This window comes from Pedobacter ginsenosidimutans (genome assembly GCF_001442625.1).
Taxonomy (GTDB): Bacteria; Bacteroidota; Bacteroidia; order Sphingobacteriales; family Sphingobacteriaceae; genus Pedobacter; species Pedobacter ginsenosidimutans.
This window is the reverse complement of sequence record NZ_LMZQ01000007.1, coordinates 83,605-109,618: the sequence shown is the minus strand read 5'-3', so window position 1 is coordinate 109,618 and position 26,014 is coordinate 83,605. Positions and strand designations below refer to the sequence as shown.

The following is a 26,014-nucleotide window of genomic DNA, read 5'->3' as shown; positions in this document are numbered from 1 at the left end:
ATAGGTAAGCATGGCATCCAGAAAGAGATATTTTGGGCCTTAACCCATTTCATCACCCAATTGGATGTATCGGTATGCAATTTTGTCCTGTTCGTCTACTAAGTGGAATCGAATGGACAAGAATTGTATATTTGTGTTGATGCCATTAATTGAGAGGATAGCCAAGTTTAGTTCCGCGCACCGGTTTCTCAGCCATATTATTTTTTGGCTGGTTACCACGATTGTGTTTTTTAACCGGTACGATATAGGGGAATACAATGATTTTAATAATATCCTCGTCAGGCATACTTTTTATATCTTATTTACCATTATTGCTTCCTATTTTTTGGCCTATATTATCATTCCCAGATTGATTACGGCGAAAAACTATTACCCGATAGCAGCTTATTTTTTTGTAGGGAGTTATATTATCTGTGTATGTGCAAGAATTGTGGTGGTACATGTTTTGGAACCCATTATAAGAACACCGCCGTTTAGCCAGGAGTCTGTTCTCGAAATTATAATAGATGTGCCTACACTGATTACCCATTACTTTCCGTTAACTTTTTCTGCCGCATGGATTTTTGCTTTTATCAAATTGATCAAAGAACAGTATATTGTACAGCAGCATAAACTTTCTTTAGAAAAAGAAAGGGCAGAAACAGAATTAAAAACGCTAAAGGCGCAGCTGAACCCACATTTTCTTTTCAATACGCTGAACAATATTTACTCACTTTCGCTGGTTAACTCTCCGGTTACTTCAAAATCAATCGCAGGTTTATCCGAAATACTCGATCATGTATTGTACAGGTGCAACGGTATGTATGTGCCTTTATCGGCAGAAATTACACTGATTGAAAACTACATAGAGCTGGAGAAATTAAGATACGGTGGCCGCTTAGAAGTAAATTTTACCCATGTTATAGATCATGATACCAATATTGCTCCTTTAATTTTACTATCCCTGGTTGAAAATGCTTTTAAGCATGGAGCCGGGGAGGATATTGGAGATCCTATAATTAATATAGATTTAAAATTAAATGATAACCGCTTCCGTTTTATGGTTTCCAATAGTTTTATGCCTGGAAAGGATAAAGAAGAAAATAGGATCGGGATAAATAACATAACCAAGCAGCTTCAGTTGCTTTACCCTAAGCAGTACGATTTAAGTATTACTACTCACAATCATATATTTGTAGTTTTGCTGCACATTAACCTAAAAAACAACATCAGTAAAGAACAGAATAGCTATGAAAGTAAAATGTCTTTTAGTTGATGATGAGCCCCTGGCTATCCAGCTGATCCAAAACCATATTGATCAGTTAGATACTTTTGAGGTTGTGGGCACCTGCTCAAATGCGATAAAAGCATTGGAAATGCTCAGAACTGTACCGGTAGATCTTTTATTTCTGGATATTAAAATGCCGCAGATTACGGGGATTGATTTTCTTAAAACCTTAAAAAATCCACCTGCTGTAATTATTACGACGGCTTACCGGGAATATGCAATAGAAGGCTACGACCTTGATCTGATCGATTATCTGTTAAAACCCATTACTTTTGACCGTTTTTTTAAAGCTGTAGACCGTTATTTAAGGTTAAGAAGCCCTATTGTTAAAGCTGCGACATTATCACCCCTTACCGCGCAGCAATTTATTTATATAAAAGCGGGAGGTAAGTTCCATAATCTGAATAAGGAAGAGGTATTGTACGTAGAGAGTTTAAAAGATTACATCGTAATTCATTGTATAGATAAAAAAATTACAGCGAAATATAAAATCGGCGATTTGGAAACTGAACTTCAGGACAAGGCTTTTTTACGCATACACCGCTCCTTTATAGTTAACCTGAAAAAAATAACTGCTTTTACCGCCTATGATATTGAAATCGGTACGAAAGAATTGCCCATTGGTGCAAGTTATAAGGAATATGTGTTTAAAAAACTGCAGCATGTTGCGCTTAAATAATGCGAATTGCTTTAGCGAAACATTTCACTCTAAAACGAAAAAAGCCACTAAAGTGGCTTAAATGAGATGTTAACTTATAGATGTTAATTAAATACGTAAAACTTATTAAAACACTTATAACATTTGTATCTCTTAACTGAAATCCATGGCATAAGCGTTTTAAAGAGAAAACCCCTTGGCACCCTGTAGGTTTCGAAATTTTTACATTTCGGGCAAGATAAGCGGGTTTTAACTAAAGTTAATTCTTCTGAGGGTTCCATAATACGCGTAAGTTTGGTTGGGCAAATCAAATTTACACAAAATAAAACCTAAGAATATCATCGAAAAACTACCATTTTGTTCATTTCATCGACTATTATTTCATTTTAAGGTAAAATATTTTCAAAAGGGTTCTTAAAGGTGTTTTTTGTTTTATAATTTTTTACTTCTGTATCAGTTAACAGACAATATTCGAGCGATTTTTTTAGCTCATCGTTATTCATTTCCTGCCCAATAAAAACAAGTTCATTTTTACGGTCTCCAAAATCATTATCCCAATCTGCGTCAATTTCAGTTCTGTTTTCAAGGTAGTCCACGTATTGTTCACGTTCTTGCTGCTGCATACTTGCCCACCAAACGCCAGCCAGATCGATGCGTAAGGAACCGCCCGCCTGCGAGAAATTAATGGCCTGCTCTGGCATGGCGGCTAAATAGAAGATACCTTTTGAACGGATAATGTTCTGTGGAAATTCCTTATTGATGTAATGCCATAATCTTTCAGGGTGAAAAGGTTTTTTGGAGCGGAATACGGTAGAACTTATCCCATATTCTTCGGTTTCGGGCTGATGGATTTCTTCGAGCTCCTTTTTCCATCCTGCTCCTTCAGATGCAGATTCAAAATCGAACAGTCTTGTGTTTAAAATTAAGGCCGGATCTATTTCTCCAAAAAGTGTCTGATAAATTTTGGCATTTGGGTTCAGTTTGGAAATCAGCGCCCTAAGTACCTTAATATCGGTATCACTTACCAGATCGGTCTTGTTCAGTAAAATCACATTGGCAAATTCGATCTGGTCGGTAAGTAGGTTTACAATAGTGCGTTTATCAGCCACATTATCAACCATGTTGCGGTCGGCAAGTTTATCTGCCGAACCAAAATCCCTGTAAAAATTATAAGCATCTACAACAGTTACCATGGTATCTAACCGGCTAAATCTACTCAGGTCAATACCTGAAGCTTCATCAACAAAAGAAAATGTTTGTGCAACAGGAATGGGTTCAGATATCCCTGTGCTTTCGATCAAAAGGTAATCAAAGCGTTTTTCTTTTGCCAGTTTTTCCACTTCGATCATCAGGTCTTCGCGCAGGGTACAGCAGATGCAGCCATTGCTCATCTCTACCAGCTTTTCATCGGTTTTAGATAAGGTGTGCTGATCTTTAACCATAGCCGCATCGATATTTACCTCACTCATATCGTTCACGATAACGGCCACTTTTAAATCTTGCTTATTCCTCAATATAGCATTGAGCAGTGTCGTTTTACCACTGCCCAAGAAACCGCTCAATACGGTTACTGGTAATTTCTTTATCATTTTAATGCAATTATGTTGCAAATATAAGTTTGATTATTTTAAATGCAACTATATTGCTTTTATATTTGTGGACTAAATTTATTTTAATGAAACTAAGGAGCTATAAAATTAACCTCGACCGGATCGGCATCACCGCCTCAACACTTTGTGCCATACATTGCGCAGCATTACCATTCCTGATTACTGTTTTACCGATGTGGGGAATGGGTTTCCTGGCCAATGAAGCGGTTGAAATCACGATGATTGCAGTTTCATTGATTATTGGTATCTGGAGCTTAAGTGCTGCCTACCGGAAACAACATCACCGTATTATGCCAATCCTGGTACTTATTTCAGGCTTCGCCTGCATCGCTTTCGGGCATTTTTCGGGAATTGAGCTGCTGGAGCCGATTTTGATCCCGCTTGGTGGATTTACCATTGCGACTGCCCATTATATCAATTTAAGAATGCTTAAATCTTGCCCCATAGATCATCAATACTAAAAATTTATCCTTATTAACCAATATGTCAATGAATTATAAAATATTATTTATCCCTGCATTGTTATTTATTACCATGTTAAACCCTGCCTGCAAGCACGGTACAAATAATGGAATAGAACTGTACAGGCGTTATGCCATCAAAAATCTGGTAGTTAAAAAAGTGCAAAAGGTGTTACATCATGATTAAGATCAGTTCACTGGCACATGTTTATGAGAAGGGGAGAAGATTAAAATTTCCATACTGGGAAATCGCCGATATGGAGCATTGGCTTTTACTAGGTGCATCTGGTAGTGGAAAGAGCACATTGCTCAATATTATTTCTGGCCTTTTGGAGCCAAGCCAGGGTGAAGTTTTAATTAACGGAACTGATTTATATACTTTGCCTGCAAGAGGGCGGGATAGGTTTAGGGGAAGACATATCGGTATCATTTTTCAAAGGCCGCATCTTATTCGTTCACTTGATGTGTTCGATAACTTAGCACTTTCTGCGGTAATGGCGGGGCTACCTGTAGATCATGAAAGGAATCTTTCACTTTTGCACGATCTGGGTATTGGTGAGCTGGCTAAAAATTATCCTGACCAATTAAGTCAGGGGCAGTTGCAAAGGGTTTCGGTGGCGCGTGCATTGGTAAACAAACCCGATCTGTTGATTGCTGATGAGCCTACATCTAGCTTAGATGATGAAAATGCCAATCAGGTAATCCAGATGTTGACTACCCAGGCTAAAGATAATGGAGCTGCACTGATTATTGCCACACACGACCGAAGAGTTCGGGACCACATTACTAAAACCTATCTACTCTAATGAACATCTTTAAAATCAGTAGCAAAAACCTCGTCAGGAATAAGCTAACAACAATTTTGAATATTATTTTAGTTGCCTTTGGTGTGGGCATCCTGTCTATTCTTTTTTTGGCTTCTACACAGATTAGCAACAAACTGGAGAAAAATGCCAAGGATATTGATCTGGTTGTGGGGGCAAAAGGAAGCCCCTTACAATTGATATTAAGCAGCGTTTACCATATCGATTACCCAACGGGAAATATTCCGGCTAAAGATGCCTACAAATTAATGCAGAACCCTATGGTTAAAAGGGCTGTTCCATTGGCATTGGGCGATAATTATAACGGCTACCGGATTGTTGGCACTGATAGTACTTTCTCCAATCTTTACGGTTTATCTATCCAAAAGGGCAGTTTTTGGCATAAAGACTTAGAAGTAACCCTTGGTAGCACTGTTGCCTTAACATCGGGGCTCAAGATTGGCGATTCTTTTTTCGGGGCACATGGTTTAACCGGGAATGGAGATGTTCATAAACAACATGCTTACGAGGTAAAAGGGATCTTAAAACCACAAGGAAATATAACCGATAATCTGATCCTCACAAATATTGGTAGTGTGTATAAAATGCATGAAGAGAAGCATGCTGAGGGCCATAGCCACGTTTCTGCAGCAGAAGCCAAAGAGATTAACGATAAAGAGATTACAGCTTTGCTGATCCAGTATAAATCGCCAATGTCGGTGATTCTTTTTCCGCGGATGGTTAACCAGAGTACAAACATGCAGGCAGCCTCTCCGGCGATGGAAAGTGCAAGGTTGTTTTCGCTGATCGGTGTTGGGATTGATACGTTACAATGGTTCGCCATATTTATTATGGGGATTGCTGCCCTGAGTATTTTTATCAGTCTTTATAACGCCATGAAAGAACGGAAATACGACCTGGCCATTATGCGCTGTCTTGGTGCATCAAAATCGAAACTCTTTTTTCTGGTCATGTTTGAAGGGGTTTTGGTTACGTTTATCGGTGCCTGTTTGGGTTTGTTGATCGGCCATGTTGCGCTTGAGGTAATTGGAGCCTACCAGGAATCTTCGCAGGCAAAACTAACAGGGCTTACTGCAATTCCACAGGAAGTATATTTAATCTGGATCGGACTGTTTATCGGCGCTTTAGCCTCGCTTATTCCTGCTATGCAGATTTACAAGGTTGATATAGCCGAAACTTTAACCAAAAACAGATAACCCGTGAGGTTAATACGATGAAAAAAATGGTTTTATTGGTTGTTTCATGTTTAGTTATCCACGTAGTAGCGGCGCAGGTTAAGGTACATACCGACATGCGCACGCCTACCTGGAACCTGATCGGTTTAAGGTATGATGCCGAAATTGCTCCAAAGAAATGGGGAAGCGTTTTTCCACCTGCATTAAAGGCATTACACAATAAGGTTATCGAGCTGCCCGGTTACATCATTCCCACAAAGGTAGGGTCGAAATTTAGCGAATTTATGTTCTCCATTGTGCCTATTGCTTCCTGTCCGTACTGTGGCTCGGGCGATATTCCATCAATGGTGCAGGTGAAAATGTTAACAGCTATTCCCATTACCGAAAAACCGATCAAACTGAACGGGATATTCATTATTAACGATTCGGGTGATGACAGGAGCGAATTTTTTCTTTTAAACGCAAAATAGTTATGATGAAAAAATATATAACGGTTTTATTAATATTGATCTCTTTTACGGCTGGTGCACAGGTAAATGTACATACCGATATGCGCACACCCACCTGGAACCTGATCGGCTTAAAATACGATAAGCAGGTAAAACCATTGGTTTGGCAGGCTGTTTTTCCACCTGCATTAAAGGCAATCCATAATAAGATAATCGAACTTCCCGGGTATATTATCCCTACTAAAGTTGGCAATAGCTTCAGCGAGTTTATGTTTTCTATTGTGTCCATTGCCTCCTGCCCGTATTGTGGCACTGGGGATATCCCTTCGATGATAGAAGTGAAGACTTTAAAACCGATTACCTGGACCGATGAGCCCATTACCCTAAAAGGCAAATTTATAATCAACGATTCTGGTGATAGCCGATCTACTTTTTTTCTTTTAGATGCTATAAAACGATGAGACATTTGCATTTTATTTTCTTTCTGTTTTCAGTTTGCTCAGTTACCGCACAAACGCAAAAGCACAGCCCAAAAGATCAGTTACGGTCTTTAAACTGGGATGTAATTGGCTCGGTGAAATTTGAACTTACCGAAAAGAATGAACTTTTGCCCCTGTTTACTGAATCGATCAGACGTTTTGAGAATAGGGAGTTCGATTTAACAGGTTACCTGATCCCTATAAAAAGCGGACAAAAACAACAGAAATTTCTTTTGGCTACCCTGCCCATTAACCAATGTTATTTTTGTGGGCAGAATGGTATTCCGGTAATGATTATGGTAGAGATGGAAAATGCCGTACTGTATAGTGAAAAACCTATCCGGGTTAGAGGGATTTTGAAATTGGAGCAAAAGGATGCGAGCTATGCGCCGCCAATAAGCATCAAGAATGCCAAACTGATTAATTAATTCCTTATTTTTGTATTGCTATGGAAAACAAAACAGCGCGTTTCGAAAAACTTTTAGTTAAAAATGGACTAAAAAGAACTGCCCCACGTTTGCAGGTGCTGGAGATTTTGAGCGGAAGAGATTCTGCAACATCTCAGCCTTATCTGGAGCAGGTGATGGGCAAGAATGCTGACCGAGTTACTTTATACCGTGTTTTGCAGGCTTTTGAAGAAAAAGGGATTATACATAAGGTTTTAGATCAGCAGGGCACTGCCAATTATGCCATTTGTTCTGATGGCTGCAGTGCACACGAGCATCATGATGAACATGTGCATTTTAACTGCGATAACTGTCATAAAATTTACTGTTTGGATACCGTTAAAATTCCGGCATTAAAAGTTCCGGCAGGGTTTAAAGTAGAACACCTTAACCTAATTGCTACCGGTTTATGCGCAAGCTGTTCGGATAAGGTAAATTAGCGTTTACTGCACTAAAAGATTACATCCCCTTACATCGGCATTATCAAACCGGCCCAACACTTCAAAACTTTGATCAGGATTTATTCTGCCCAGATCCTGTGTGGCAATAAATGAGCAAGAATTGAGATTGGCCAGGTCGATTACATTGATGCCGCCAGTCCTGCCATTCGCTATCAAACTTAAAGGATCGTTGGTGTCGCGGATTAAAACCTGCATCCAGCTGGGGCAATTAAAGATACCTTCACCCAAAGAATAAGCCTGAGAAAGTAGTTCAGTCATTCCATATTCGCTATGGATAGCTTTTACACCAAATCCTTTGGTTAACTGTTCGTGTAGCTCCTCGCGTACCATTTCTTTACGTTTCCCTTTCATTCCTCCCGTTTCCATTACAATGAGCTCGGGGAAATCGATTTCAAATTGTTCTATAAAATCGAGCAGGGCATAAGTAACACCAATTAAAACGGTTTTCTGTTTTTTTGATTTAAGATCGAGGAGGGTTTTCAGCAATTCATCACGGTTGTATAAAAAGTAACCACTTTGTGGATGCCTGCTTTTTTCGATCAGATCGTTGACCATGTAAATCAGCGATGAACCAGCTCGCTGTTGATAGGATGGGAGTAGGGCCAAAAAGCAATATTCAGTAATGTCTCCATAAAATTGGGCAAAAGCCTGCAAATAGCTCTGTTCATATAATTTCACATCGGTTACATGATGGCTGCTCTGTACCATGCCTGTAGTGCCAGAACTGCTAAAAGTAATTTCGACAGGATTGGTACTGCTGAGGATGGAATGGCTTTTAAAAAAACTGATGGGTAAAAAAGGTATCTGTGCAATTTCCTTTACTTCATCAGCATCAACACCTAAATGAAAGATATATTCTCGGTAAACATTGCAGTTTTGAGCCTGTAACTTAAAAATGCTTAAGGCAAGGGCGTTAAACGCATCGGTACTTTTTACAGAAAATATATCGTTAGCTGTTAAATTCACAGGGCAAAAGTACGAAGCATTATGCTATTTTCTCGTCAGTTTTTTTTGCCAGCATCGCCATGCGGAACTGATAGCCACAATAACCGCTAATTCCGGCAACCAGGCCACTTAAAATCCCGGTAACTAACAGTAGTGCCCACCACAATTTTATGCCAGTCATTACGGCCACACGGCCAGCGAGTACATTATCGTTAGGCAAGCTTTTAAATAAAGCATACCCGATCCAAAGTAAGAAAATAGCAAGGAAAGATTGCCAGAAGGCTATTTTTCCTGTTTTGCCGATAATGCCACAGGTGGCAAAAGAAATCACAATAATGATCCACCAGGGGGCAATCATTTGTAAAAGGAAACAGATTATTAATATAACAATGAAAACCATTTTAGCCTATTTAGAAATTTTTAAACGAGAAATAACCGTACCCGATTTATCATCAGGACTTTGCATATAAAACAGATCGTACAATTTGCCATTTGCCCAGGTATCGATCATATTATCATAAAATTTGCTTCCAGGATTACCCGATTGACCGCCTGGATAAACCCCGTGTCCTTTTGGCGTTTTACCCAGTTCAATAACCATCCGCCATGAAGGCCCATTGGCTTCGCTCAAAGCATTAATCGCTGTTTTCGCGCCACCAATCTGTAAAACCTTAGAACCGAATCCGGGTATTTTGGCCAGGTGTGGTACATTGGTCTGTTTTACATTTGCCCAGTCCCAATCTTTGTTTATCGGCCCAAAACGTCTTTCCAAACTATCGCAGCTATATTTAAAAGCTTCGTTAACCAGGTCAGATAATGTTTCTTTTTTGCTGGTATTGATATTATCATACCAGGTTGCATTGGGTTCTTTCAAAATCATCTCAACCGTGCGGTCTCTCGAAGGGTAACGCATAGGGATTCCTTTAACCTCGAATTCGTCCGCCCAGATATCATGTGATAAGCGTTTGGTCCATATTTCAAATACACTGGCTGCAATTTCGTGGGCATCATAACGTTTGTTCCACTTGTTCAGGTAAGCCAATGCTTCTTTTTGTGTTGCGTTTAATTGCTCATTATTCAATAAGGGCAATAAAGCAGGAACCAGGTTTTGTGCCATAATGCTATAATTATCGGTCTGCATCAAACGGATGCTATCCAATGTAGCCTTGTTCATGGCCGATAAGCGATCGTTGATCCTTTTTCCACGCTCGTAAGGTGCAAATTCCCAGTTAATGTAGTATGGATAAGTAGTATCGGTAGAAGACTGGTTGGCTGAGCTTACAAAACCACGCGGAGGATTCTTAACTGTTGGATTCTGTGCATTTGGGATCCAGCCATGCCAATCGTAGGCTGGGTCGGTACCATCGAGGATAAACTTGCCCTGATCCTTCCATTTCAAAGGGAATTTACCATTTGGTGTAATGGCAATATCGTTATCCACACTAGCGAAAACAAAGTTTTGTGCAGGTGCGGTATAAAAAGTTAGGGCCTTACGGTAGTCGTTATAATTTTTCCCACGGTTCAGGTAATAGAAAGTCATGAGTTCGTTCGATTCATCATGCGCAATCCATCTCAAAGCATCGCCAACAGGTACATTATCGGCCCTGCCATACTTTGGTTTTTGGAAATATACCACCGGCCCGTGATGGGTGTAGTAAACGGTATCTATTTCATCTTTTCCACCACGGATTTTAATTGTTTCCAATCTCTTCGTTGTGGCTTTCCATTTATTGTTGTACCAATATTCGTTGTGGGTAGAATCTTTAAACTTAATCTGATAAAAATCAAGTACATCGGCCGCAACATTAGTCACACCCCAGGCTATTTTCTGGTTAAAGCCAATAATTACGCCAGGAGCACCAGGTAAAGAAACGCCATAAGTATTTACGCCCGGTGCATGTAGCTGAATCTGGTACCAGATGGAAGGAAGTGTCAAGTCCAAATGTGGGTCGTTTGCCAAAATTGGGTATCCTGATGCAGTTTTGGTACCAGATAAAGCCCAGTTATTACTGCCAATGCCTTCTATTTTTTCGGTTGTTTTTACCTCGCCGGTTTGCGCCTGGGTGAAGCTTTCTGGCGTTTTAGGTGTTGGTAAGGGAGAGAAATCCCATTTTGTGCCAACTGGGATGATCGGGTCTTCGCGGAACGGATAATCCGGGAAAAGATTTTTGGTCACCTCGGGCCCGAATTTTTTCAAGATGTTTGTCATGTAGAATTCGTCGGAACCCATAGCTAATACTGCCGACATCTGTTTTAGGAGCAGCGCACATTTTACAGGTGTCCAGTTTTCAGGCTTAAAATCGAGTATCTTGTATTCTAAAGGGTAATTGGCTTTAGAAAGCGTTTTGATATAGGCATTGATTCCTTCGGTATAAGCTAAGATCATTTCTTTTGCTTTAGGATCGGCCATCATACCTTTTAACGAGTTTTCTGCGCCGTAAACCATGCCCATCCGGCGCTGATAGCGGTCTACCTCTATTGCTTTATCGCCAACTACCTCACTAATTCTTCCCGCGGCAAAACGGGTCTGGAAATCCATTTGCCAAAGGCGGTGCATGGCGGTTACATAACCTTGTGCCAGGTACAGATCGTGATCATTCTGTGCGAAAATATGTGGAATCATGCGGTCGTCAAAAACGATTTCGATTTTATCTATCGCTCCTTTAATCTTCGCTTTATGGTTAAACATAAAATGATTGTTCTCTGCATTTTGCCAGAAACCCATAAAAGGATTTAGGAATTTCAGCAGAGGAGGTGTACTACCTAATTTGGTATTAAATAAAAAAGCTAATGCTATCGGAATAATGATGCAGAATACGGCTTTAATTTTATTCATAATGGTTAGCTAACAAGTCTTCTGCTAAGATAGGGCAAAATGACGGTTTATGTTTAATGCAAAATACAACAAACTGTATATCAATCAAAATTATAATTCGAATTGAAATTATTATGCTAACATAATTTGTTTAATTCAAAAAAAGAATTTAAGTTTATATAACTAATAATACAAACAACCAAATTAACAATCGTTTATGAGCAGAATTTTTACACAGATCTTCTATGTGTTATTATTTGTGTACGCAGGCAACATTGCGGCACAGGCACAGAGTATTACGGTTAGCGGTACCGTAAAAGACAAGCAATCGAAAGAAGGCCTAGCAGGCGTGAGTTTAACCATCAAAGGCCATTCTGGCGGTACGGCATCCACAAGCAACGGTAGTTTTACATTTACAACATCAGCTAAAGTTCCCTTTACGTTGGTAGTGTCTTACGTGGGTTATGGTACAGTTGAACAGCAAATTACCGGGAATACTACGGGAATTAACCTGGAACTCGAAACGGCAGTTGTTTTGGGAGGGGATGTGGTTGTTTCGGCATCGCGTACTCCTGAGCGTATATTAGAATCACCGGTTTCTATCGAGCGGATGAGTGCTGCTTCTATCAGGGAGATTGCGGCGCCATCATTTTACGATGCACTGAACAACATGAAAGGTGTAGAAAGCAGTATGCAGAGTTTAACTTTCAAGTCGATTAATACACGTGGTTTCAATTCAAATGGTAATACGCGTTTTAACCAGTATATAGATGGAATGGATAACCAGGCCCCTGGATTAAACTTCTCAGTGGGTAATATTGTGGGTATAACCGAGCTCGATGTAGATAATGTTGAACTCCTGCCAGGTGCTTCATCTGCCCTTTACGGAGCAGGTGGTATTAACGGTACCTTATTGATGACCTCAAAAGATCCTTTTAAATATCCAGGCGCAAGCTTTCAGTATAAAACAGGAGTAAACCATGTTAATGATGATAATAGCAGTGTGCAGCCTTTCAATCAGTTGGATGTGCGTATGGCAAAATCATGGAACAATAAATTTGGGGTAAAAGCTGCATTTTCATTCCTTCAGGCCAAAGATTGGTTTGGTAATAACTATTCTAATTTTGATAGGACTGCAAATTCAGTTAAATCAGGAGACAGAAGTTCTGATCCAAATTATGATGGAGTAAATGTTTATGGCGATGAGGTTAATGCAAACCTTCGTTTTGTAGCCGCCGGGATATCCGCTAATCCTCAGCTTGCGGCTGCATTTGCTGGCTTTAACGGGATTATGACAGCCGCACCTACTGCAAGTTATGGTAATCTTGTTACCTTAATTAACGCAAACCCAGCTTATGCAGCATTACGCCCTGCTTTGCCCTATCTTGGTGTGGCTTATGGACTTCGAAATGGTTTGATTTCTAACCAGTCTGTTTCACGTACAGGTTATAACGAGTCTGATCTTGTTGACTACGGTACAAAATCATTAAAATTCTCAGGTGGTTTATATTACAATATTACGCCAACAATTCAGTTAATAGGTCAGGCAAACTGGGGAACGGGAACTTCTGTTTATACAGGTTCAGACCGCTATTCGCTCCGAAACTTTAATATCGGACAATATAAAATTGAATTAAAAGGCCAGGACTTTTTTGTTAAAGCGTACACAACACAGGAACGTTCAGGAGATTCTTATATTTCTTCAATCTTAGGAAGTTATATAAATGAAAAAACCAGTCCTTCCAGAACCTCCTGGTTTCCCACATATACTGCTGCCTATGCCACTGCAAAAGCACAAGGTGCAACCGATGCTATCGCAAATGCGGCTGCGAGATCCGCTGCCGATGCAAACAGGGCTTTACCTGGCTCAGCAGCTTTTATCAACAATAAAAATGCTATAATGAATACCAATATCAGTGCAACAAACTTTGCAACTGGGGTATATGGTGCTAAATTTGATGATAAAACCAATCTTTATCATTACGAAGGCCAATACAATTTTACCAATCTATTTAATAATGTAATAGAGTTTCAGGTTGGTGCATCATCAAGGTTATATCAATTAAGATCTGGGGGGACAATTTTTGACGATTTGAATCGTGAAATTAATATAAACGAATATGGTGCATTTGCACAAGCTGGTAAAAAATTTGGGGAGTTCTTTAAATTAACTGTTGCAGGCCGTTATGATAAAAGCACAAATTTTGAAGGCCGCTTTACGCCACGTATCACAGGGGTTTTTACCGTAGCAAAAAATAATAACATTCGTTTATCTTATCAAACAGGATACCGTAACCCAACAACACAAAATCAATACATCGATCTTTCTGTTGGTGGTGGATCGCAAAGGTTAATTGGTGGTTTACCGGTAAGCCTAGCGAAATATGGTTTGTCTACCGAAGCAACTAAAGGTTATACAGAAGCTAGTTATAGAGCTTACAATGCAGCACTTGTGTCGGGTACATCGCCAGCTGGCATTTTACAAAAATATACCTTCGATCCGCGTGGTGTACGGCCAGAAAGCGTTCAGGCTTATGAAATTGGTTATAAGGGCTTGTTAAGTCCGAGATTATTGATTGACGCTTATGGTTACTATAACCGTTATAAAGATTTTATTACTGCAGTTAATGTTTATCAACAAGTTGGTACAAGTACTGATTATGTAAAATATGGTGTACCTGTTAATGCAGAAGGTACAGTTACTTCTTATGGTGGTGCGTTAGGCCTGGATTATTTGATGGGTAAATGGAATGTGAGTGGTAACGTTTCTTATAACCAGATTGGAGATTTGCCAGCTAATTATATCAATGATTTCAATACCCCTAAAATCCGTTACAACCTGGGCTTAGGAAATAAAGAGATTGTTAAAAACTTTGGTTTCAATGTTTCTTATCGCTGGCAAGATCAGTTTTACTGGAACTCTTCTTTCTCAGCTGGCCAGGTGCCCGCATACAGCACTTTGGATGCTCAGGTGAGTTTAAGGATTCCATCAGTAAACTCGGTTGTTAAACTGGGTGGCTCAAATATACTGAACAAATACTATTTCACTTCCTATGGTAATCCTGAGGCAGGAGCAATCTACTATATTGGATTGACTTTTAACCCATAACAAAATATTGAGTTTTGAGCGGCCTTCTATGCTAAAAGTATAGAGGGCTTTTTTGTGCGCTGATTATCAGTTTATCTTTTATGGTTTTACCATGCAGTAGGTTAATTTAATGTCAATATAGCCTAAAAATAAATAGCTTAGTGTAAAAATCACACTATTAAAACAATCTTTTCATAAAAAAGCTACAGCCCTTTTGTAAAATATTTGTATTATAGTACTTTCTTAAGCACATCCCGGTTTAAGAACCATGAATTTAAAATTTTGAATAAATAAGGATGGAAGCGCAAAACGACAAACCTAATGAGGCAAGTGATCTGATCGAAAAGGAGCAAGAAATACAGCATTTAAACAATCCAGTTGATATATCGGTAAAGCCAATTGTTAAACAATACCTTGGTGCAGTTAAAAAAGTAAAAAAAGAGGGCAACCGTTTTTATTTTTCTGATGGCGATGCAAGAGTAGAAGTTCGGGTGGTAAGCGACGATATTATCCGCGTTCGCCTGGCTCCTCATGGCGTTTTCTTAGATGATTTTTCTTATGCCGTACCCGAAGTAGATCAAAAAGTTTCTGTTTTTAAAATGCAGGAGCACGACGATCATTTCACAATCTCTACCCATGCGGTAACCTGTAAAATAGAAAAAGCAAACTTCCATATTTCTTTTTCTGATAATATCACCAATGTAGTAATGGTTGATGAAGCCAATTCTATGCACTGGGAAGAAAATGTAGATTTTGGTGGGTATTATATCTACGCAACCAAAAAATGCCACCCTGAAGAAAATTTCTTCGGTTTGGGTGATAAATCTGGTAATTTTAACCTGCGGGGGCGCCGTTTCGAAAACTGGAATACCGATGCTTACTCCTTCGGTTGGAACCAGGACCCGCTTTACCGTACTATACCTTTTTATATCGGTCTGCACAATCAGGCTGCCTATGGTATCTTTTTCGATAATACCTTTAAATCGTATTTCGATTTCGGGTCGGAGGATGTAAATAAAACCAGTTTCTGGGCCGATGGCGGAGAACTGCAATACTATTATATCCATGGCCCGCATATTATGGATGTGGTTAAACGTTATGCAACTTTAACGGGAACACACCCCATGCCACCAAAATGGACTTTAGGCTATCAGCAGTGCCGCTGGAGTTATTACCCCGAAACAAAAGTTAAAGAAATAGCCAAACAGTTCAGGGAACGTAAAATCCCTTGCGACGCCATTTATCTGGATATCGATTACATGGATGGCTACCGTTGTTTCACCTGGAACAAAAAATACTTTCCGGATCCGCGGAGAATGATTAAAGAACTATCTGACGATGGTTTCAAAACCGTGGTGATGATCGATCCTGGAATTAAGGTAGATGACGATTACTGGGTTTTTAAAGAAGGTAAAGAGAAAAGATTTTTCTGTCGCCGTAGCGACGATTATTATATGGAAGGGCATGTTTGGCCAGGGCGCTGTCAGTTTCCCGATTTTACCAATCCAAAAGTACGGAGCTGGTGGGGTAATTTATACAAGGAGCTGGTAGATATGGGCGTTGCTGGTTTCTGGAACGATATGAACGAACCAGCTGTGTTTGGTTCAGGAACTTTTCCTAACGATGTCCGCCATAATTATGATGGTTATCGCGGCTCGCACCGTAAGGCACACAATGTTTATGGCATGCAGATGGTGCGTTCTACCTATGAGGGGTTAAAAAAACTGATGCGCAACAAACGTCCGTTTACGATCACAAGGGCTGGTTATTCGGGCATGCAGCGTTATGCAAGTGTTTGGACCGGCGATAATATTGCTACATGGGAGCATTTAAAGATTGGGAATATCCAGTGCCAGCGTTTATCGGTGTCAGGCGTACCTTTCTGTGGAACAGATATCGGTGGATTTAGCGGTGAGCCAGATGGCGAATTGTTTACCCGTTGGATTCAGCTAGGTACATTTTCTCCTTTTATGCGCGCGCACTCTGCCGGCGATACTGCTGAACGTGAACCTTGGAGTTTTGGCCAATTTTTCGAAGATATCAACCGTAAGTTTATCGAATTAAGGTACCGCTTAATGCCTTACCTGTATTCAGTTTTCTGGGAGCATCACCGTTACGGTTTTCCTATTTTAAGGCCTTTGGTGATGCTTGAGCAAGAAAATATCAGCAATAGTTTCCGTCAGGATGAATTTTGCTATGGTGATAAACTATTGATATGCCCGGTTTTAGAGCAGGGTGCGATATCTAGAAAAGTTTACCTTCCAAAAGGAACCTGGTATAATTTCTGGACCAATGAAATCCTGGATGGCGGTAACGAATATACTGTTGATGCTAAAATAGACAGTATGCCGATGTTTGTCCGTGCTGGTACAGTTTTGCCAGAATATCCGGTAATGCAATATGTTGATGAAAAGTCGATTACTGAAGTCGTATTGAATATTTATCATAGCGATTACGAGGTAAATTCGTACATGTACGAAGATCATGGTGATACGTTTGCCTATGAGCAGGATATTTATCTGGAAAAGAAATTCACTGTAAAAGGCGATACCCAAACCATTAAAGTAAACCAGCGTAACGAAGGATTGTATACGCCTAATTATGAGTTTTATGTCTGCAATGTTATCGGCGTAAAATTTCAGGTGAAAAAGATCATTATCGATAATAAAGAGGTGAAAGATTTTTATACCGATGATCAGAATATCCTGCATTTTAAATGCAATAAAAACTTTACCGATATACAGATTTTAAGTCTGTAAATCTTTTAGCCCCAAATACTGTTTAGTATTTGGGGCTTCATTTATCTAGCCAAAATACCTATGCCAGCAGCAAAAAAAGTTCCTGTAAAAAAATCATCCCAACCAAAAACTGATCAGCAGAAATCCGTTTGGATACATAGTTTATTTACCGATTACGATATCGATCTTTTTCTTGTAGGAAAGCATTTTAGGCTTTACGAGAAAATGGGCTCACATTTAATTACTGTTGATGGAACCGCTGGAACTTATTTTTCGGTTTGGGCTCCAAATGCCATCCGTGTAAGTGTAGTGGGTAATTTTAACGATTGGAACAACGCTTCACACCCGCTGAGCGTACGGTGGGATAAATCGGGTATCTGGGAAGGTTTTATCCCTGGTATTGCAAAGGGCGAAGTTTATAAATATTTTGTTAAAGGTTTTGATGAATCTGAGCATTTAAAAGGCGATCCTTATGCCAGAAGATGGGAACATCCTCCGCAAACGGCTTGTATTGTTTGGGACACCGATTACACCTGGAAAGATAAAGCCTGGCTCAAAAAAAGAGCAAAAATAAATGCTCTGGATCAACCCATCTCGGTATATGAAATACATTTAGGCTCTTGGGAGCGAGATCCGGATAATCCAGAACGTGTTTTAACCTGCAGGGAAGTTGCCGGGAGGCTAGTGCCTTATGTAAAGGAAATGGGTTTTACGCATGTAGAACTGATGCCAGTAATGGAGTTTCCATATTTCCCGAGCTGGGGTTATCAGATTACAGGTTATTTTGGCGCAAGTTCGCGTTATGGTTCTCCGCAGGATTTAATGTATCTGATCGATGAGCTCCATAAAGCAGATATTGCAGTGATATTGGACTGGGTCCCTTCTCATTTTCCTGGTGATAGGCATGGTTTATATGAGTTTGATGGAACACACCTGTACGAACACGCCGATATGCGGAAAGGCTTTCATCCCGACTGGAAATCATATATTTTTAATTATGATCGAAATGAGGTACGCTCTTTTCTGATTAGTAATGCCTTGTTTTGGATTGACCAATACCACGCAGATGGCCTAAGGGTAGATGCCGTAGCATCGATGTTATATTTCAATTTCTCCAGAGAAGATGGAGATGCTGCAACAAACGAATATGGTGGAAGTGAAAACTTTGGGGCCATACAGTTTCTGCAGGACCTGAATGTTGCCGTTTATGGAAATTTTGAGGGCATACAGACCATTGCCGAAGAAAGCAGCACTTATCCTGGCGTAACTCATCCGGTACATGCTGGCGGATTAGGTTTTGGTATGAAATGGATGATGGGCTGGATGAACGATACGTTAAAGTATTTTAAAGTAGAAACCCTTGGACGGAAACACCACCACCATCAGTTGAGTTTTAGCATGACTTATGCCTTTACCGAAAATTTTATGCTGCCTTTCTCTCATGACGAAGTAGTACACGGTAAGTCGCCAATGTTGTATAAAATGCCTGGAGATGACTGGCAGAAATTTGCGAATTTAAGGGCGCTTTATGGTTATATGTTCACCCATCCGGGAGCAAAACTGCTGTTTATGGGAAATGAGTTTGGCGAAACCAACGAATGGAACTTTACGCAGTCACTGGATTGGCATTTGCTTCAATATGCGCCGCACAAGGGCATGCAGGAAACGGTTAAGGCTTTAAACTTCCTGTACCGCAAAGAGCCAGCATTGTATCATTTCAATTTTAGTTATGAAGGCTTTCAATGGCTCGATGCCGATAATGCAAACGAATCTGTCTTCACATTTATGCGCAAAGGACCAAAAGCAAAAGATACTTTGGTTATTGCGATAAACTTAACGCCTGTGGTGCGTGAGAATTATAGAATCGGTGTTCCTTTTAAAACCAAATGGACAGAAATTTTTAATACCGACGATATTGTATATTACGGAGGTGGTATTAATAACAGAGGGGATATTATCCCTGATCTGGAAAATTGTAATGGACAGGAATATTCAATAATTGTCGATTTGCCTCCATTGGCGGTAATAATTTTTAAGAGTAAGTAAAAGATTATTTGCTGTTATACTACGCCAAAACCATATATAAAAACATTGTTTTGGCGTAATATGTATTTTTATTTTGCGCCAAAACTCAATTTTTTCTAAAATGCCTTAAAATAAGAAAAGCCTCCCATTGCTGGAAGGCTTTCTTAAACCCTGGAGTGGAAGCTTCCAGAGAGGGTGCAAAGATACAATAACCATTGTTTCTTGCAAGTATTATTTGTTAAAAAATATGGCAGTCTCTTAGCCGTCAATTATTCCTACCGATTGGTATTTCAAGTTCTTTTCATTACCAGAAAAAAAATATCGGTTATTCTAAGTCGTTAGAATATTTTCAACATTAATCATCTACCCGGATGTCTGTAATTTTTTAGTTCTTTAGTTTTGTTGATAAATATCAATAAAACAGGCTTTTGTAGTGCTTTGAGAGGGGTAATGAATGAAGTGAACGGATAATTTGCCTCTGCGCTGCCGTATTTTTGTATCAACGAGCAAACAAACAAACTATTTATTTTTCCCTTTACTTTAAGCAATTGAAAAGACGCTCTTGTCTATCTTTCTTGGTGCTTGTGCTTTTTCTTATGCCCACGTATTTGCGTGCGCAGGTTGTGGCACAGTGTGAAAATACAAAGCGTACTTACGCAGATTTTCAAGGATCAATCCAATATGGATTTAAGGTATTGGGTGGGTCTTTAATTATGGGTACCATTTCAGATGCAGGAAACGCTGTTAATGGACAGGTTAAAGATGCATCAACATTAGGCGTTGGACTTGGCCTGGCAGGATTGGCATCTTCGACCCAATTCTTACAATTTAATGCTGCTGGTGGTTCACCCAGATCAATTCCTGCCAATACTCCTGTTACTATAAAAATTTCACTCCCTACTGAAGTGTTAAGCGTTTTAAGCGGTGTAGAGATAGGAACATTTACAGGTTTGCATACCGTTGCTGCTGATTGGCCACTATTGGGATTGCTTGGTCCGGGTCATGATGCGGGATATGAAGCAACGACTGTTCCGATTTATAACGCTACCAATATAGCCGGTGTAATTAGCGGTTCGGGAGAGGTTGAGATTACACTCACGCCCAACCAGATATATAACGGAATTTATGTAAAGGTATCGGGAAATTTACTCTCGGTAGCGTTGTCTACAAAGCTTTTCCATGCCTACATTATGGAAACGACTACGGATAAGATTGATTGTGATGAAGTAATTGATGTTTTATCCGGAGTACAGCCTACTGTTATTGGCGGGGTGTTAAATGCAACGGGAAAGGTAACTGACCCTTTCAATTCAATAGATAACGATAAAGATAGTTATGCACTGATGGACGTTGGGGTCTCGGTATTAAACAAAATATACCTTACGGCAATATTTAATAAACCTTCTCAGCCGAAAGATTCTGTGAGCATTATAATAGGTAAGCCAGGGGGCGGATTACTTAATCTGAGTTTACTTACGGGATTTATCATTCAACCTTATTTAAATGGGGTCAAAGCGGGGAATGCTTTCGATAATACGGGGACTTTTCTAAACCTTAGGCTTTTCCCGGGTTCAACAGATAAATATGTGTTAACTTTTCCGATTACCGATGTTTACGATCGTTTAGAAATCACTACCGGTGGATTGGCCGGTGTGCTGGGCTCACTTCAGATTTATGATATTAAAAGGAAATTGGCCAAACCACGCACATTGATTGATCCTATCGCTGAGGATGCCAGGGCCATCTGCCAAGGAGAAACCACTACCTTTTCCGTTAACAATCCACAGGCCTGTACAGAATATAAATGGTATGATGCTGAAACAGGAGGCAATTTGTTGCATACCGGAGAAAATTATACTCCTCCATCCTCACTACTTGCCGGAGATTATAGTTACTATGTACAAGGTAGCAGAACCTACTGCGTAACAGGAGTTTCTGAAAGACTTCGTGTAAAACTTAAGGTTAATCCATTACCTCCGCTCGATGTTCCGGGTACAACAATCTGCAGTGGAACTACTGCTATCTTAACGATCAGCAATTCCGATATCACCCAATATACCTACAATTGGTATGCTGCTTCCAATGGAGTTACACCCTTTAATACAGGAGCAACCTATACAACACCAGCCCTTACTGCAAACACTACCTACTATGTAGAAGCCATTAATACATTAACAGGCTGTAAGAATATTGGGGGCCGTAAAGCAGTATTGGTAAATGTTAAACCTATTGCTGTTGTAAATCCGATTATTGGTGTAAATACCATGTGTGCAGGAACTACCACAACTTTAACCAATGATAATCCTTCTGGCATTTGGAGCAGTAGCAATGCAACTATTGCAACAATAGATGCCACGGGCAATGTCACGGCCGTTGCAGCTGGTAGTGTTGTAATTAGCTACACCGTTGCCGATGATGCTACCTATTGTGGAAAGAAAGTGGATTTTAATTTAACCGTAAATCCACAGCCAAATTTGACTTTAGGGCCAGATCTGGGAATTTGCGAAGGACTTGCCACAACCAAAATTCCTTACGCTAATCCGGTTTTCAATCCCATTAGCTACAGCATCACCTGGATATCTGGACCAATTTCGAATGTTTTAAACCAAACCTTGCCAGCAAATGAAATTACGATCAATGTTCCATCAAATACACCGGTAGCAGTATATCAAGGGGTATTGACCATTAAAAATGCAAACGGCTGCGAACGGGCTATTCCTTTTAGTTTTAGGGTAAAACTTGTGCCACATAAACCTATAGTATCTATTAATTAAAAAAGAAAATAAATTATTCATCCCTAACAAATTAACATCATGACAAAAAAATCTACAAAACGAAATCTAAGAATCTTTGTATTCTTAATGTTCTTATTGCCACTGGGTGCCTTTGCGCAAACGCCAAATGTATACCTGTGCGGAACAGGTACAGTAAAATTGAATCCAACTTTCACTGGTTATACCCCTGTTAATGGCGATAAAATTGTATGGACCGTTGATGGAACTGCGCAAGCTCCAGTTGTATTTGATGGAACAAATGCATTTTATCAGGTTCCTACAGGATTAGCAGTGGGGAACCATACCTATTCAGTTCAGGTTCAGCCAGCAGATGCGAATCTCTGCCCTAGTGATGCCTCTGATAACACCGTTGTAGAAAAATTACCTACACCTATTATCGCTGTTGCAGCTCCAGGAAGTGTTTATTGTACCGATCAAACAGCGACCACGGTAATTACGGCGAGTAAGGATGCTTCAATAACATTACCAACTGGTGTAACCATGACTTATGTTTGGTCTGCAACTCTCGGTGGTACCGCAGTGGCTGATATTACAACTTTAGGTGCAGCCTCTGCTTCTGGAGATACTTTTACACTTAAAGCAGGTGTAGCTCCAGGTGCGTATGTTTTCACTGCTATTGGAAGTTATGCTACAGGTGGTGTTCAGATTGTACCTGCAACAACTTGTACTGCAACTGCATTTAAAGCAATCACTGTTACTGTTAAACCAGGTAAAGCAACTATCGCTGTAGCACCATAAGGTGTTATTGTTCGTAAGGTTTAACCATCATGATGTTTAACAGGTTAGGGATAATTGTGTTCGGTGTGCTGCTGCTTTCTGCAGTGGCATGCTTTGCGCAATCGTCTAATCCGAACACGCTAAATCTTAAACCAGGCGTTACTGTTAAATTGAGGGCCAACGGTACAGGTGCTACCTCTTATCAATGGTTCAGAAATGGAAACGCCATTTTGGGTGCTACTGAACAAGATTATGTGGTGAATACTGCAGGGAAATATACCGTTATTACTTTTAGCTTGGGTGGCTGTAGCTCCGATCTGTCTGAAGAAATGGAAGTGGTGATGGAGACAGCCATATCAGCAGATGTTTCCATAGTTAAAAGATCTGAAACCAGACAGGTAATCAATACTGAGGTATTTAAATACAATTTATTGGTGCGCAATAACGGACTTGGTGAAGCTACCAACATACAGGTAAAGGATGACCTTCCAGAAAATCTAACCTTTGTAAGCGTCGATCCTACAATTGTTGGTACCGCAAGTTATAACGATCAAACCAAGACAGTTTCCTGGGCGATCCCGTCACTTGCTAATGGCAGTTTTGTTGAGCTGATCATTAATGTGAGGGCAATGAAACCTGGTAATGTTGTTAATAGTGCCAGGGTTACCATCAACGAAATTGATCCCGATCCGTCTAACAATATATCGGTTGATACCAAAGAAATCACAGGGCTTAAAATACCTAATGTGTTTACGCCAAACGGCGATGGAAAAAATGAAACCTTTTTTATTGAACGCTTAGACCGCTATAGCGAAAACCAGCTTACAATTATTAACCGCTGGGGAAGTACTGTTTATGAAAAAGATAGCTACTTAAACGATTGGACAGCTAATGGTCTGGTAGATGGAACGTATTTCTATGTGCTTAAAGTAAAAACTGCAAGTGCTCAATGGCAGGAATTTAAAGGTTATGTTACCGTGATCAGGTAAGTGGATTTAAAATATGAGGGTATGAAACTAAATTATACAGATGAAAAAGATTGTTGTAACGGCATTATTTAATTTAATCTGCCTTTGTCTGTTCGCTCAGCAGAATGCCCAGTTTGGACAATATATGTTCAATGGTTTATATATCAACCCGGCTTATGCAGGCTACAAAGAAGAGCTATATATGCAGGCTTTTGTTAGGGCCCAATGGACGGGTGTTCAGGGCGCTCCTCAAACGCTTTCCATATCGGTAGACGAAGCGGTTAAGGAAGAAAGTTTAGGCTTGGGTTTGTTGGTGTCGAAAGATAAAATTGGCGCACAGAACTCATTAAACCTATCAGGAAATTTTGCTTACCGTATTAAACTAGACCGTACCGAAACCAATGTACTTGCTTTTGGCATTGGAGTGGGCGTAATGCAGATGGGTCTTAACGGAAGTTTGTTAGATCCAAATGAAACTGGCGACAACAAGATTCCGACAGGATATGAAAGCCGTATTGTACCTGATATTAGGGCTGGTGTACATTATTCGAACGAAAAATTCTTTATCGGTTTCTCTGCCAATAACCTGCTTACTCAATACCTTCCTGTTTTTAGGGATAATAATCTCTTAAGTATTACTTCTAAGCCGCATTTTTATTTAACGGCGGGAATGGTATTTCCGGTGAACAATGATTTTATGTTCAAACCTACTTTTTTGATCAAAGATGATTTGAACGGGCCAACCTCATTGGATCTTAATGCTTTTTTAATGATCAAAGAAAAGCTTTGGTTGGGTGTTGCGTATAGAACCTCCGTAAAGTTTTATCCTAAGCCAGCATTACAAAGCGATTTAAGGGCAAGGAGTGCCATCGGATTGATTACCGAGTTCTTTGTCCGCGAAAACCTCCGGATTGGCTATGGTTACGATTATAGTCTAAATAAATTAGGTAGCTATGATTATGGCTCACACGAAATATCTATTGGTTATTATCTGCAAACTGCAAAAAGCAGAAGGCCAAAATGTTATTTCTAATAATCGGGAGCCTTCTACCAAAACTTTCTTTATTTCTTTCTTTTTACTGAGTGTCTATTATCTCTGCATGCATTTGCTTTTTTTGTAAAAAAAAATGAACGAAATGAATGTTGTAAAAACATTTCGCCTTATTTGTTGCGTTCTTTTTTAAGATTGTCTGCCTCTGCTATGCATATTCTATTCGGTTGTTTTATAAGACTAAACTCAGAATTTTTACCTTAATAAATCAGTTTGTGCTTCAAAATATTAATAAATCCTCATTATAAAGGTGTTTAAACATCATAATTGTCTCAATAATCTACTTTATTTTTATATTCCGTTAAAAATGGCTATAATTAAGGGTCTAAAGTCTATCCCTATTTGTGTATGCTCGAATCCCGAAAGGTATTTTTAGTGAACGCTGTATTAAATTATTTCAGCAGTTTATGCCCCATAACCTCTGGATTTATCCAGGAAATAGAAAAAAATGTAGATACTCTTCTAATCAAGAAAAATAAATACATTTTATCTCCTATTGATAATAATGATTATGTTTTTTTTGTAGTATCAGGCTTGGTAAGAGGTTTTATTAAAGATGGTAATAAAGAGATTACCACTTGGATCAGTTTAGGGAACGAATTTATTGGAGCGATTCAACATCCCGATGCAAATATCCAGCCCTCAATTGAATATTTGCAGGCATTGGAAAATTCAGAATTGGTTGCCATCCCACACCTATTGATTGATAAGCTTTATGCCAGCTATCCAGAAACGAATGTTATTGGCAGAAAGATTTTAGCGCTCCAGTATCATGCCGCCTCAGAGCGGGCCATAATAGCTCGGATCCCTTCGGCAGAAAGGCGATATGAAAAATTCTTGGAACTAAATTCTTTTGATATATCTAGAGTGCCATTAAGGTGTATAGCCAGTTATTTGGGTATGCGCCTGGAAACACTTAGCCGCATACGTAGTAAGTTGGTAAGGGAGCTGGTGTAGTTCTAATCAAATACTTATTCTCCTACCTGATCTTCATCGTTATATCCGATTTTATATTGATACCACTCATTTTAAACACTATGTT

Annotated in this window: 22 protein-coding genes; 18 read left to right on the top strand and 4 right to left on the bottom strand. The window is 39.6% G+C overall.

Going from position 1 to position 26,014, the window contains the following annotated elements; genetic code table 11:
- Positions 1 to 112: 112 nt before the first annotated feature.
- The gene (locus tag ASU31_RS12365; RefSeq protein ID WP_209434986.1) at positions 113 to 1,255 is read left to right on the top strand and encodes a sensor histidine kinase; all 1,143 of its coding nucleotides are present in this window, start codon (positions 113 to 115) and stop codon (positions 1,253 to 1,255) included.
- A complete protein-coding gene (locus ASU31_RS12360) occupies positions 1,230 to 1,946 on the top strand; it encodes a LytR/AlgR family response regulator transcription factor (protein ID WP_057932608.1) in 717 nt (238 codons plus the stop codon). Before ASU31_RS12365 ends, ASU31_RS12360 begins: the two co-directional genes overlap by 26 nt.
- A 365-nt stretch (positions 1,947 to 2,311) precedes the next feature.
- Here ASU31_RS12360 and ASU31_RS12355 read toward each other — a convergent pair whose 3' ends face one another.
- Positions 2,312 to 3,514: a GTP-binding protein gene (locus ASU31_RS12355; protein ID WP_057932607.1), complete on the bottom strand. Its 1,203-nt coding sequence runs from the start codon at positions 3,512 to 3,514 to the stop codon at positions 2,312 to 2,314.
- 86 nt (positions 3,515 to 3,600) lie between these two features.
- Here ASU31_RS12355 and ASU31_RS12350 point away from each other — a divergent pair, with 86 nt between their 5' ends.
- Genes ASU31_RS12350 through ASU31_RS12320 form a run of 8 tightly spaced genes read left to right on the top strand, consistent with a single transcriptional unit; the run spans position 3,601 to position 7,809 of the window.
- Positions 3,601 to 3,996 (top strand): MerC domain-containing protein, encoded by a 396-nt coding sequence (locus ASU31_RS12350; protein WP_057932606.1) that lies wholly within the window; start codon positions 3,601 to 3,603, stop codon positions 3,994 to 3,996.
- Positions 3,997 to 4,024: 28 nt separating this feature from the next.
- The gene (locus ASU31_RS27470; protein ID WP_157257987.1) at positions 4,025 to 4,183 is read left to right on the top strand and encodes a hypothetical protein; all 159 of its coding nucleotides are present in this window, start codon (positions 4,025 to 4,027) and stop codon (positions 4,181 to 4,183) included.
- Positions 4,176 to 4,802: an ABC transporter ATP-binding protein gene (locus ASU31_RS12345; RefSeq protein ID WP_057932605.1), complete on the top strand. Its 627-nt coding sequence runs from the start codon at positions 4,176 to 4,178 to the stop codon at positions 4,800 to 4,802. Before ASU31_RS27470 ends, ASU31_RS12345 begins: the two co-directional genes overlap by 8 nt.
- The gene (locus tag ASU31_RS12340; protein ID WP_057932604.1) at positions 4,802 to 6,016 is read left to right on the top strand and encodes an ABC transporter permease; all 1,215 of its coding nucleotides are present in this window, start codon (positions 4,802 to 4,804) and stop codon (positions 6,014 to 6,016) included. Before ASU31_RS12345 ends, ASU31_RS12340 begins: the two co-directional genes overlap by 1 nt.
- Before the next feature lie 17 nt (positions 6,017 to 6,033).
- Complete coding sequence (locus tag ASU31_RS12335) at positions 6,034 to 6,465, top strand: hypothetical protein (protein WP_057932603.1); 432 nt, start codon at positions 6,034 to 6,036, stop codon at positions 6,463 to 6,465.
- Between the two features lie 2 nt (positions 6,466 to 6,467).
- Positions 6,468 to 6,905 (top strand): hypothetical protein, encoded by a 438-nt coding sequence (locus tag ASU31_RS12330; RefSeq protein WP_057932602.1) that lies wholly within the window; start codon positions 6,468 to 6,470, stop codon positions 6,903 to 6,905.
- Positions 6,902 to 7,351 carry a hypothetical protein gene (locus ASU31_RS12325; RefSeq protein ID WP_057932601.1) on the top strand — a complete coding sequence of 150 codons (450 nt, stop codon included), beginning with the start codon at positions 6,902 to 6,904 and terminating at the stop codon, positions 7,349 to 7,351. Before ASU31_RS12330 ends, ASU31_RS12325 begins: the two co-directional genes overlap by 4 nt.
- Positions 7,352 to 7,371: 20 nt before the next feature.
- Positions 7,372 to 7,809 (top strand): Fur family transcriptional regulator, encoded by a 438-nt coding sequence (locus ASU31_RS12320; RefSeq protein WP_057932600.1) that lies wholly within the window; start codon positions 7,372 to 7,374, stop codon positions 7,807 to 7,809.
- A 3-nt stretch (positions 7,810 to 7,812) separates the two neighbouring features.
- Here ASU31_RS12320 and ASU31_RS12315 read toward each other — a convergent pair whose 3' ends face one another.
- Genes ASU31_RS12315 through ASU31_RS12305 form a run of 3 tightly spaced genes read right to left on the bottom strand, consistent with a single transcriptional unit; the run spans position 7,813 to position 11,611 of the window.
- Positions 7,813 to 8,796, bottom strand: coding sequence for a LuxE/PaaK family acyltransferase (locus ASU31_RS12315; protein ID WP_057932599.1), 984 nt, complete (start codon positions 8,794 to 8,796; stop codon positions 7,813 to 7,815).
- Positions 8,797 to 8,815: 19 nt separating this feature from the next.
- Complete coding sequence (locus ASU31_RS12310) at positions 8,816 to 9,175, bottom strand: hypothetical protein (protein WP_057932598.1); 360 nt, start codon at positions 9,173 to 9,175, stop codon at positions 8,816 to 8,818.
- A 6-nt stretch (positions 9,176 to 9,181) separates the two neighbouring features.
- The gene (locus tag ASU31_RS12305; RefSeq protein WP_057932597.1) at positions 9,182 to 11,611 is read right to left on the bottom strand and encodes a penicillin acylase family protein; all 2,430 of its coding nucleotides are present in this window, start codon (positions 11,609 to 11,611) and stop codon (positions 9,182 to 9,184) included.
- Positions 11,612 to 11,807: 196 nt separating this feature from the next.
- Here ASU31_RS12305 and ASU31_RS12300 point away from each other — a divergent pair, with 196 nt between their 5' ends.
- From ASU31_RS12300 to ASU31_RS12265, 8 genes are all read left to right on the top strand, one after another.
- Complete coding sequence (locus tag ASU31_RS12300) at positions 11,808 to 14,699, top strand: TonB-dependent receptor (protein ID WP_057932596.1); 2,892 nt, start codon at positions 11,808 to 11,810, stop codon at positions 14,697 to 14,699.
- A gap of 275 nt (positions 14,700 to 14,974) precedes the next feature.
- A complete protein-coding gene (locus ASU31_RS12295; RefSeq protein ID WP_057932595.1) occupies positions 14,975 to 17,437 on the top strand; it encodes a glycoside hydrolase family 31 protein in 2,463 nt (820 codons plus the stop codon).
- Between the two features lie 60 nt (positions 17,438 to 17,497).
- The gene (glgB, locus tag ASU31_RS12290) at positions 17,498 to 19,462 is read left to right on the top strand and encodes a 1,4-alpha-glucan branching protein GlgB (protein ID WP_057932594.1); all 1,965 of its coding nucleotides are present in this window, start codon (positions 17,498 to 17,500) and stop codon (positions 19,460 to 19,462) included.
- A gap of 575 nt (positions 19,463 to 20,037) precedes the next feature.
- The gene (locus ASU31_RS12285) at positions 20,038 to 22,215 is read left to right on the top strand and encodes an Ig-like domain-containing protein (protein ID WP_057932593.1); all 2,178 of its coding nucleotides are present in this window, start codon (positions 20,038 to 20,040) and stop codon (positions 22,213 to 22,215) included.
- Positions 22,216 to 22,254: 39 nt separating this feature from the next.
- Positions 22,255 to 22,974, top strand: coding sequence for a hypothetical protein (locus tag ASU31_RS12280; RefSeq protein ID WP_157257986.1), 720 nt, complete (start codon positions 22,255 to 22,257; stop codon positions 22,972 to 22,974).
- Between the two features lie 29 nt (positions 22,975 to 23,003).
- Entirely contained in the window at positions 23,004 to 23,942 is a 939-nt protein-coding gene (locus ASU31_RS12275) for a T9SS type B sorting domain-containing protein (RefSeq protein ID WP_057932591.1), read from the top strand.
- A 40-nt stretch (positions 23,943 to 23,982) separates the two neighbouring features.
- On the top strand, positions 23,983 to 24,954 hold the full coding sequence (locus tag ASU31_RS12270; RefSeq protein WP_057932590.1) for a PorP/SprF family type IX secretion system membrane protein: 972 nt from the start codon (positions 23,983 to 23,985) through the stop codon (positions 24,952 to 24,954).
- A gap of 366 nt (positions 24,955 to 25,320) precedes the next feature.
- Entirely contained in the window at positions 25,321 to 25,929 is a 609-nt protein-coding gene (locus tag ASU31_RS12265) for a Crp/Fnr family transcriptional regulator (RefSeq protein WP_057932589.1), read from the top strand.
- The last annotated feature ends 85 nt before the right edge of the window (positions 25,930 to 26,014 follow it).

Bases quoted from the DNA above. Each gene is read 5' to 3' on its own strand.
- ASU31_RS12325 (WP_057932601.1), top strand. From the start codon at position 6,902: ATGAGACATTTGCATTTTATTTTCTTTCTGTTTTCAGTTTGCTCAGTT.
- ASU31_RS12350 (WP_057932606.1), top strand. From the start codon at position 3,601: ATGAAACTAAGGAGCTATAAAATTAACCTCGACCGGATCGGCATCACC.
- ASU31_RS12265 (WP_057932589.1), top strand. From the start codon at position 25,321: ATGCTCGAATCCCGAAAGGTATTTTTAGTGAACGCTGTATTAAATTAT.
- ASU31_RS12275 (WP_057932591.1), top strand. From the start codon at position 23,004: ATGATGTTTAACAGGTTAGGGATAATTGTGTTCGGTGTGCTGCTGCTT.
- ASU31_RS12360 (WP_057932608.1), top strand. From the start codon at position 1,230: ATGAAAGTAAAATGTCTTTTAGTTGATGATGAGCCCCTGGCTATCCAG.
- ASU31_RS12330 (WP_057932602.1), top strand. From the start codon at position 6,468: ATGATGAAAAAATATATAACGGTTTTATTAATATTGATCTCTTTTACG.
- ASU31_RS12355 (WP_057932607.1), bottom strand. From the start codon at position 3,514: ATGATAAAGAAATTACCAGTAACCGTATTGAGCGGTTTCTTGGGCAGT.
- ASU31_RS12335 (WP_057932603.1), top strand. From the start codon at position 6,034: ATGAAAAAAATGGTTTTATTGGTTGTTTCATGTTTAGTTATCCACGTA.
- ASU31_RS12285 (WP_057932593.1), top strand. From the start codon at position 20,038: ATGCCCACGTATTTGCGTGCGCAGGTTGTGGCACAGTGTGAAAATACA.
- ASU31_RS12340 (WP_057932604.1), top strand. From the start codon at position 4,802: ATGAACATCTTTAAAATCAGTAGCAAAAACCTCGTCAGGAATAAGCTA.
- ASU31_RS12300 (WP_057932596.1), top strand. From the start codon at position 11,808: ATGAGCAGAATTTTTACACAGATCTTCTATGTGTTATTATTTGTGTAC.
- ASU31_RS12280 (WP_157257986.1), top strand. From the start codon at position 22,255: ATGACAAAAAAATCTACAAAACGAAATCTAAGAATCTTTGTATTCTTA.
- ASU31_RS27470 (WP_157257987.1), top strand. From the start codon at position 4,025: ATGAATTATAAAATATTATTTATCCCTGCATTGTTATTTATTACCATG.
- ASU31_RS12365 (WP_209434986.1), top strand. From the start codon at position 113: ATGGACAAGAATTGTATATTTGTGTTGATGCCATTAATTGAGAGGATA.
- ASU31_RS12305 (WP_057932597.1), bottom strand. From the start codon at position 11,611: ATGAATAAAATTAAAGCCGTATTCTGCATCATTATTCCGATAGCATTA.
- ASU31_RS12345 (WP_057932605.1), top strand. From the start codon at position 4,176: ATGATTAAGATCAGTTCACTGGCACATGTTTATGAGAAGGGGAGAAGA.
- glgB (WP_057932594.1), top strand. From the start codon at position 17,498: ATGCCAGCAGCAAAAAAAGTTCCTGTAAAAAAATCATCCCAACCAAAA.
- ASU31_RS12310 (WP_057932598.1), bottom strand. From the start codon at position 9,175: ATGGTTTTCATTGTTATATTAATAATCTGTTTCCTTTTACAAATGATT.
- ASU31_RS12295 (WP_057932595.1), top strand. From the start codon at position 14,975: ATGGAAGCGCAAAACGACAAACCTAATGAGGCAAGTGATCTGATCGAA.
- ASU31_RS12270 (WP_057932590.1), top strand. From the start codon at position 23,983: ATGAAAAAGATTGTTGTAACGGCATTATTTAATTTAATCTGCCTTTGT.
- ASU31_RS12320 (WP_057932600.1), top strand. From the start codon at position 7,372: ATGGAAAACAAAACAGCGCGTTTCGAAAAACTTTTAGTTAAAAATGGA.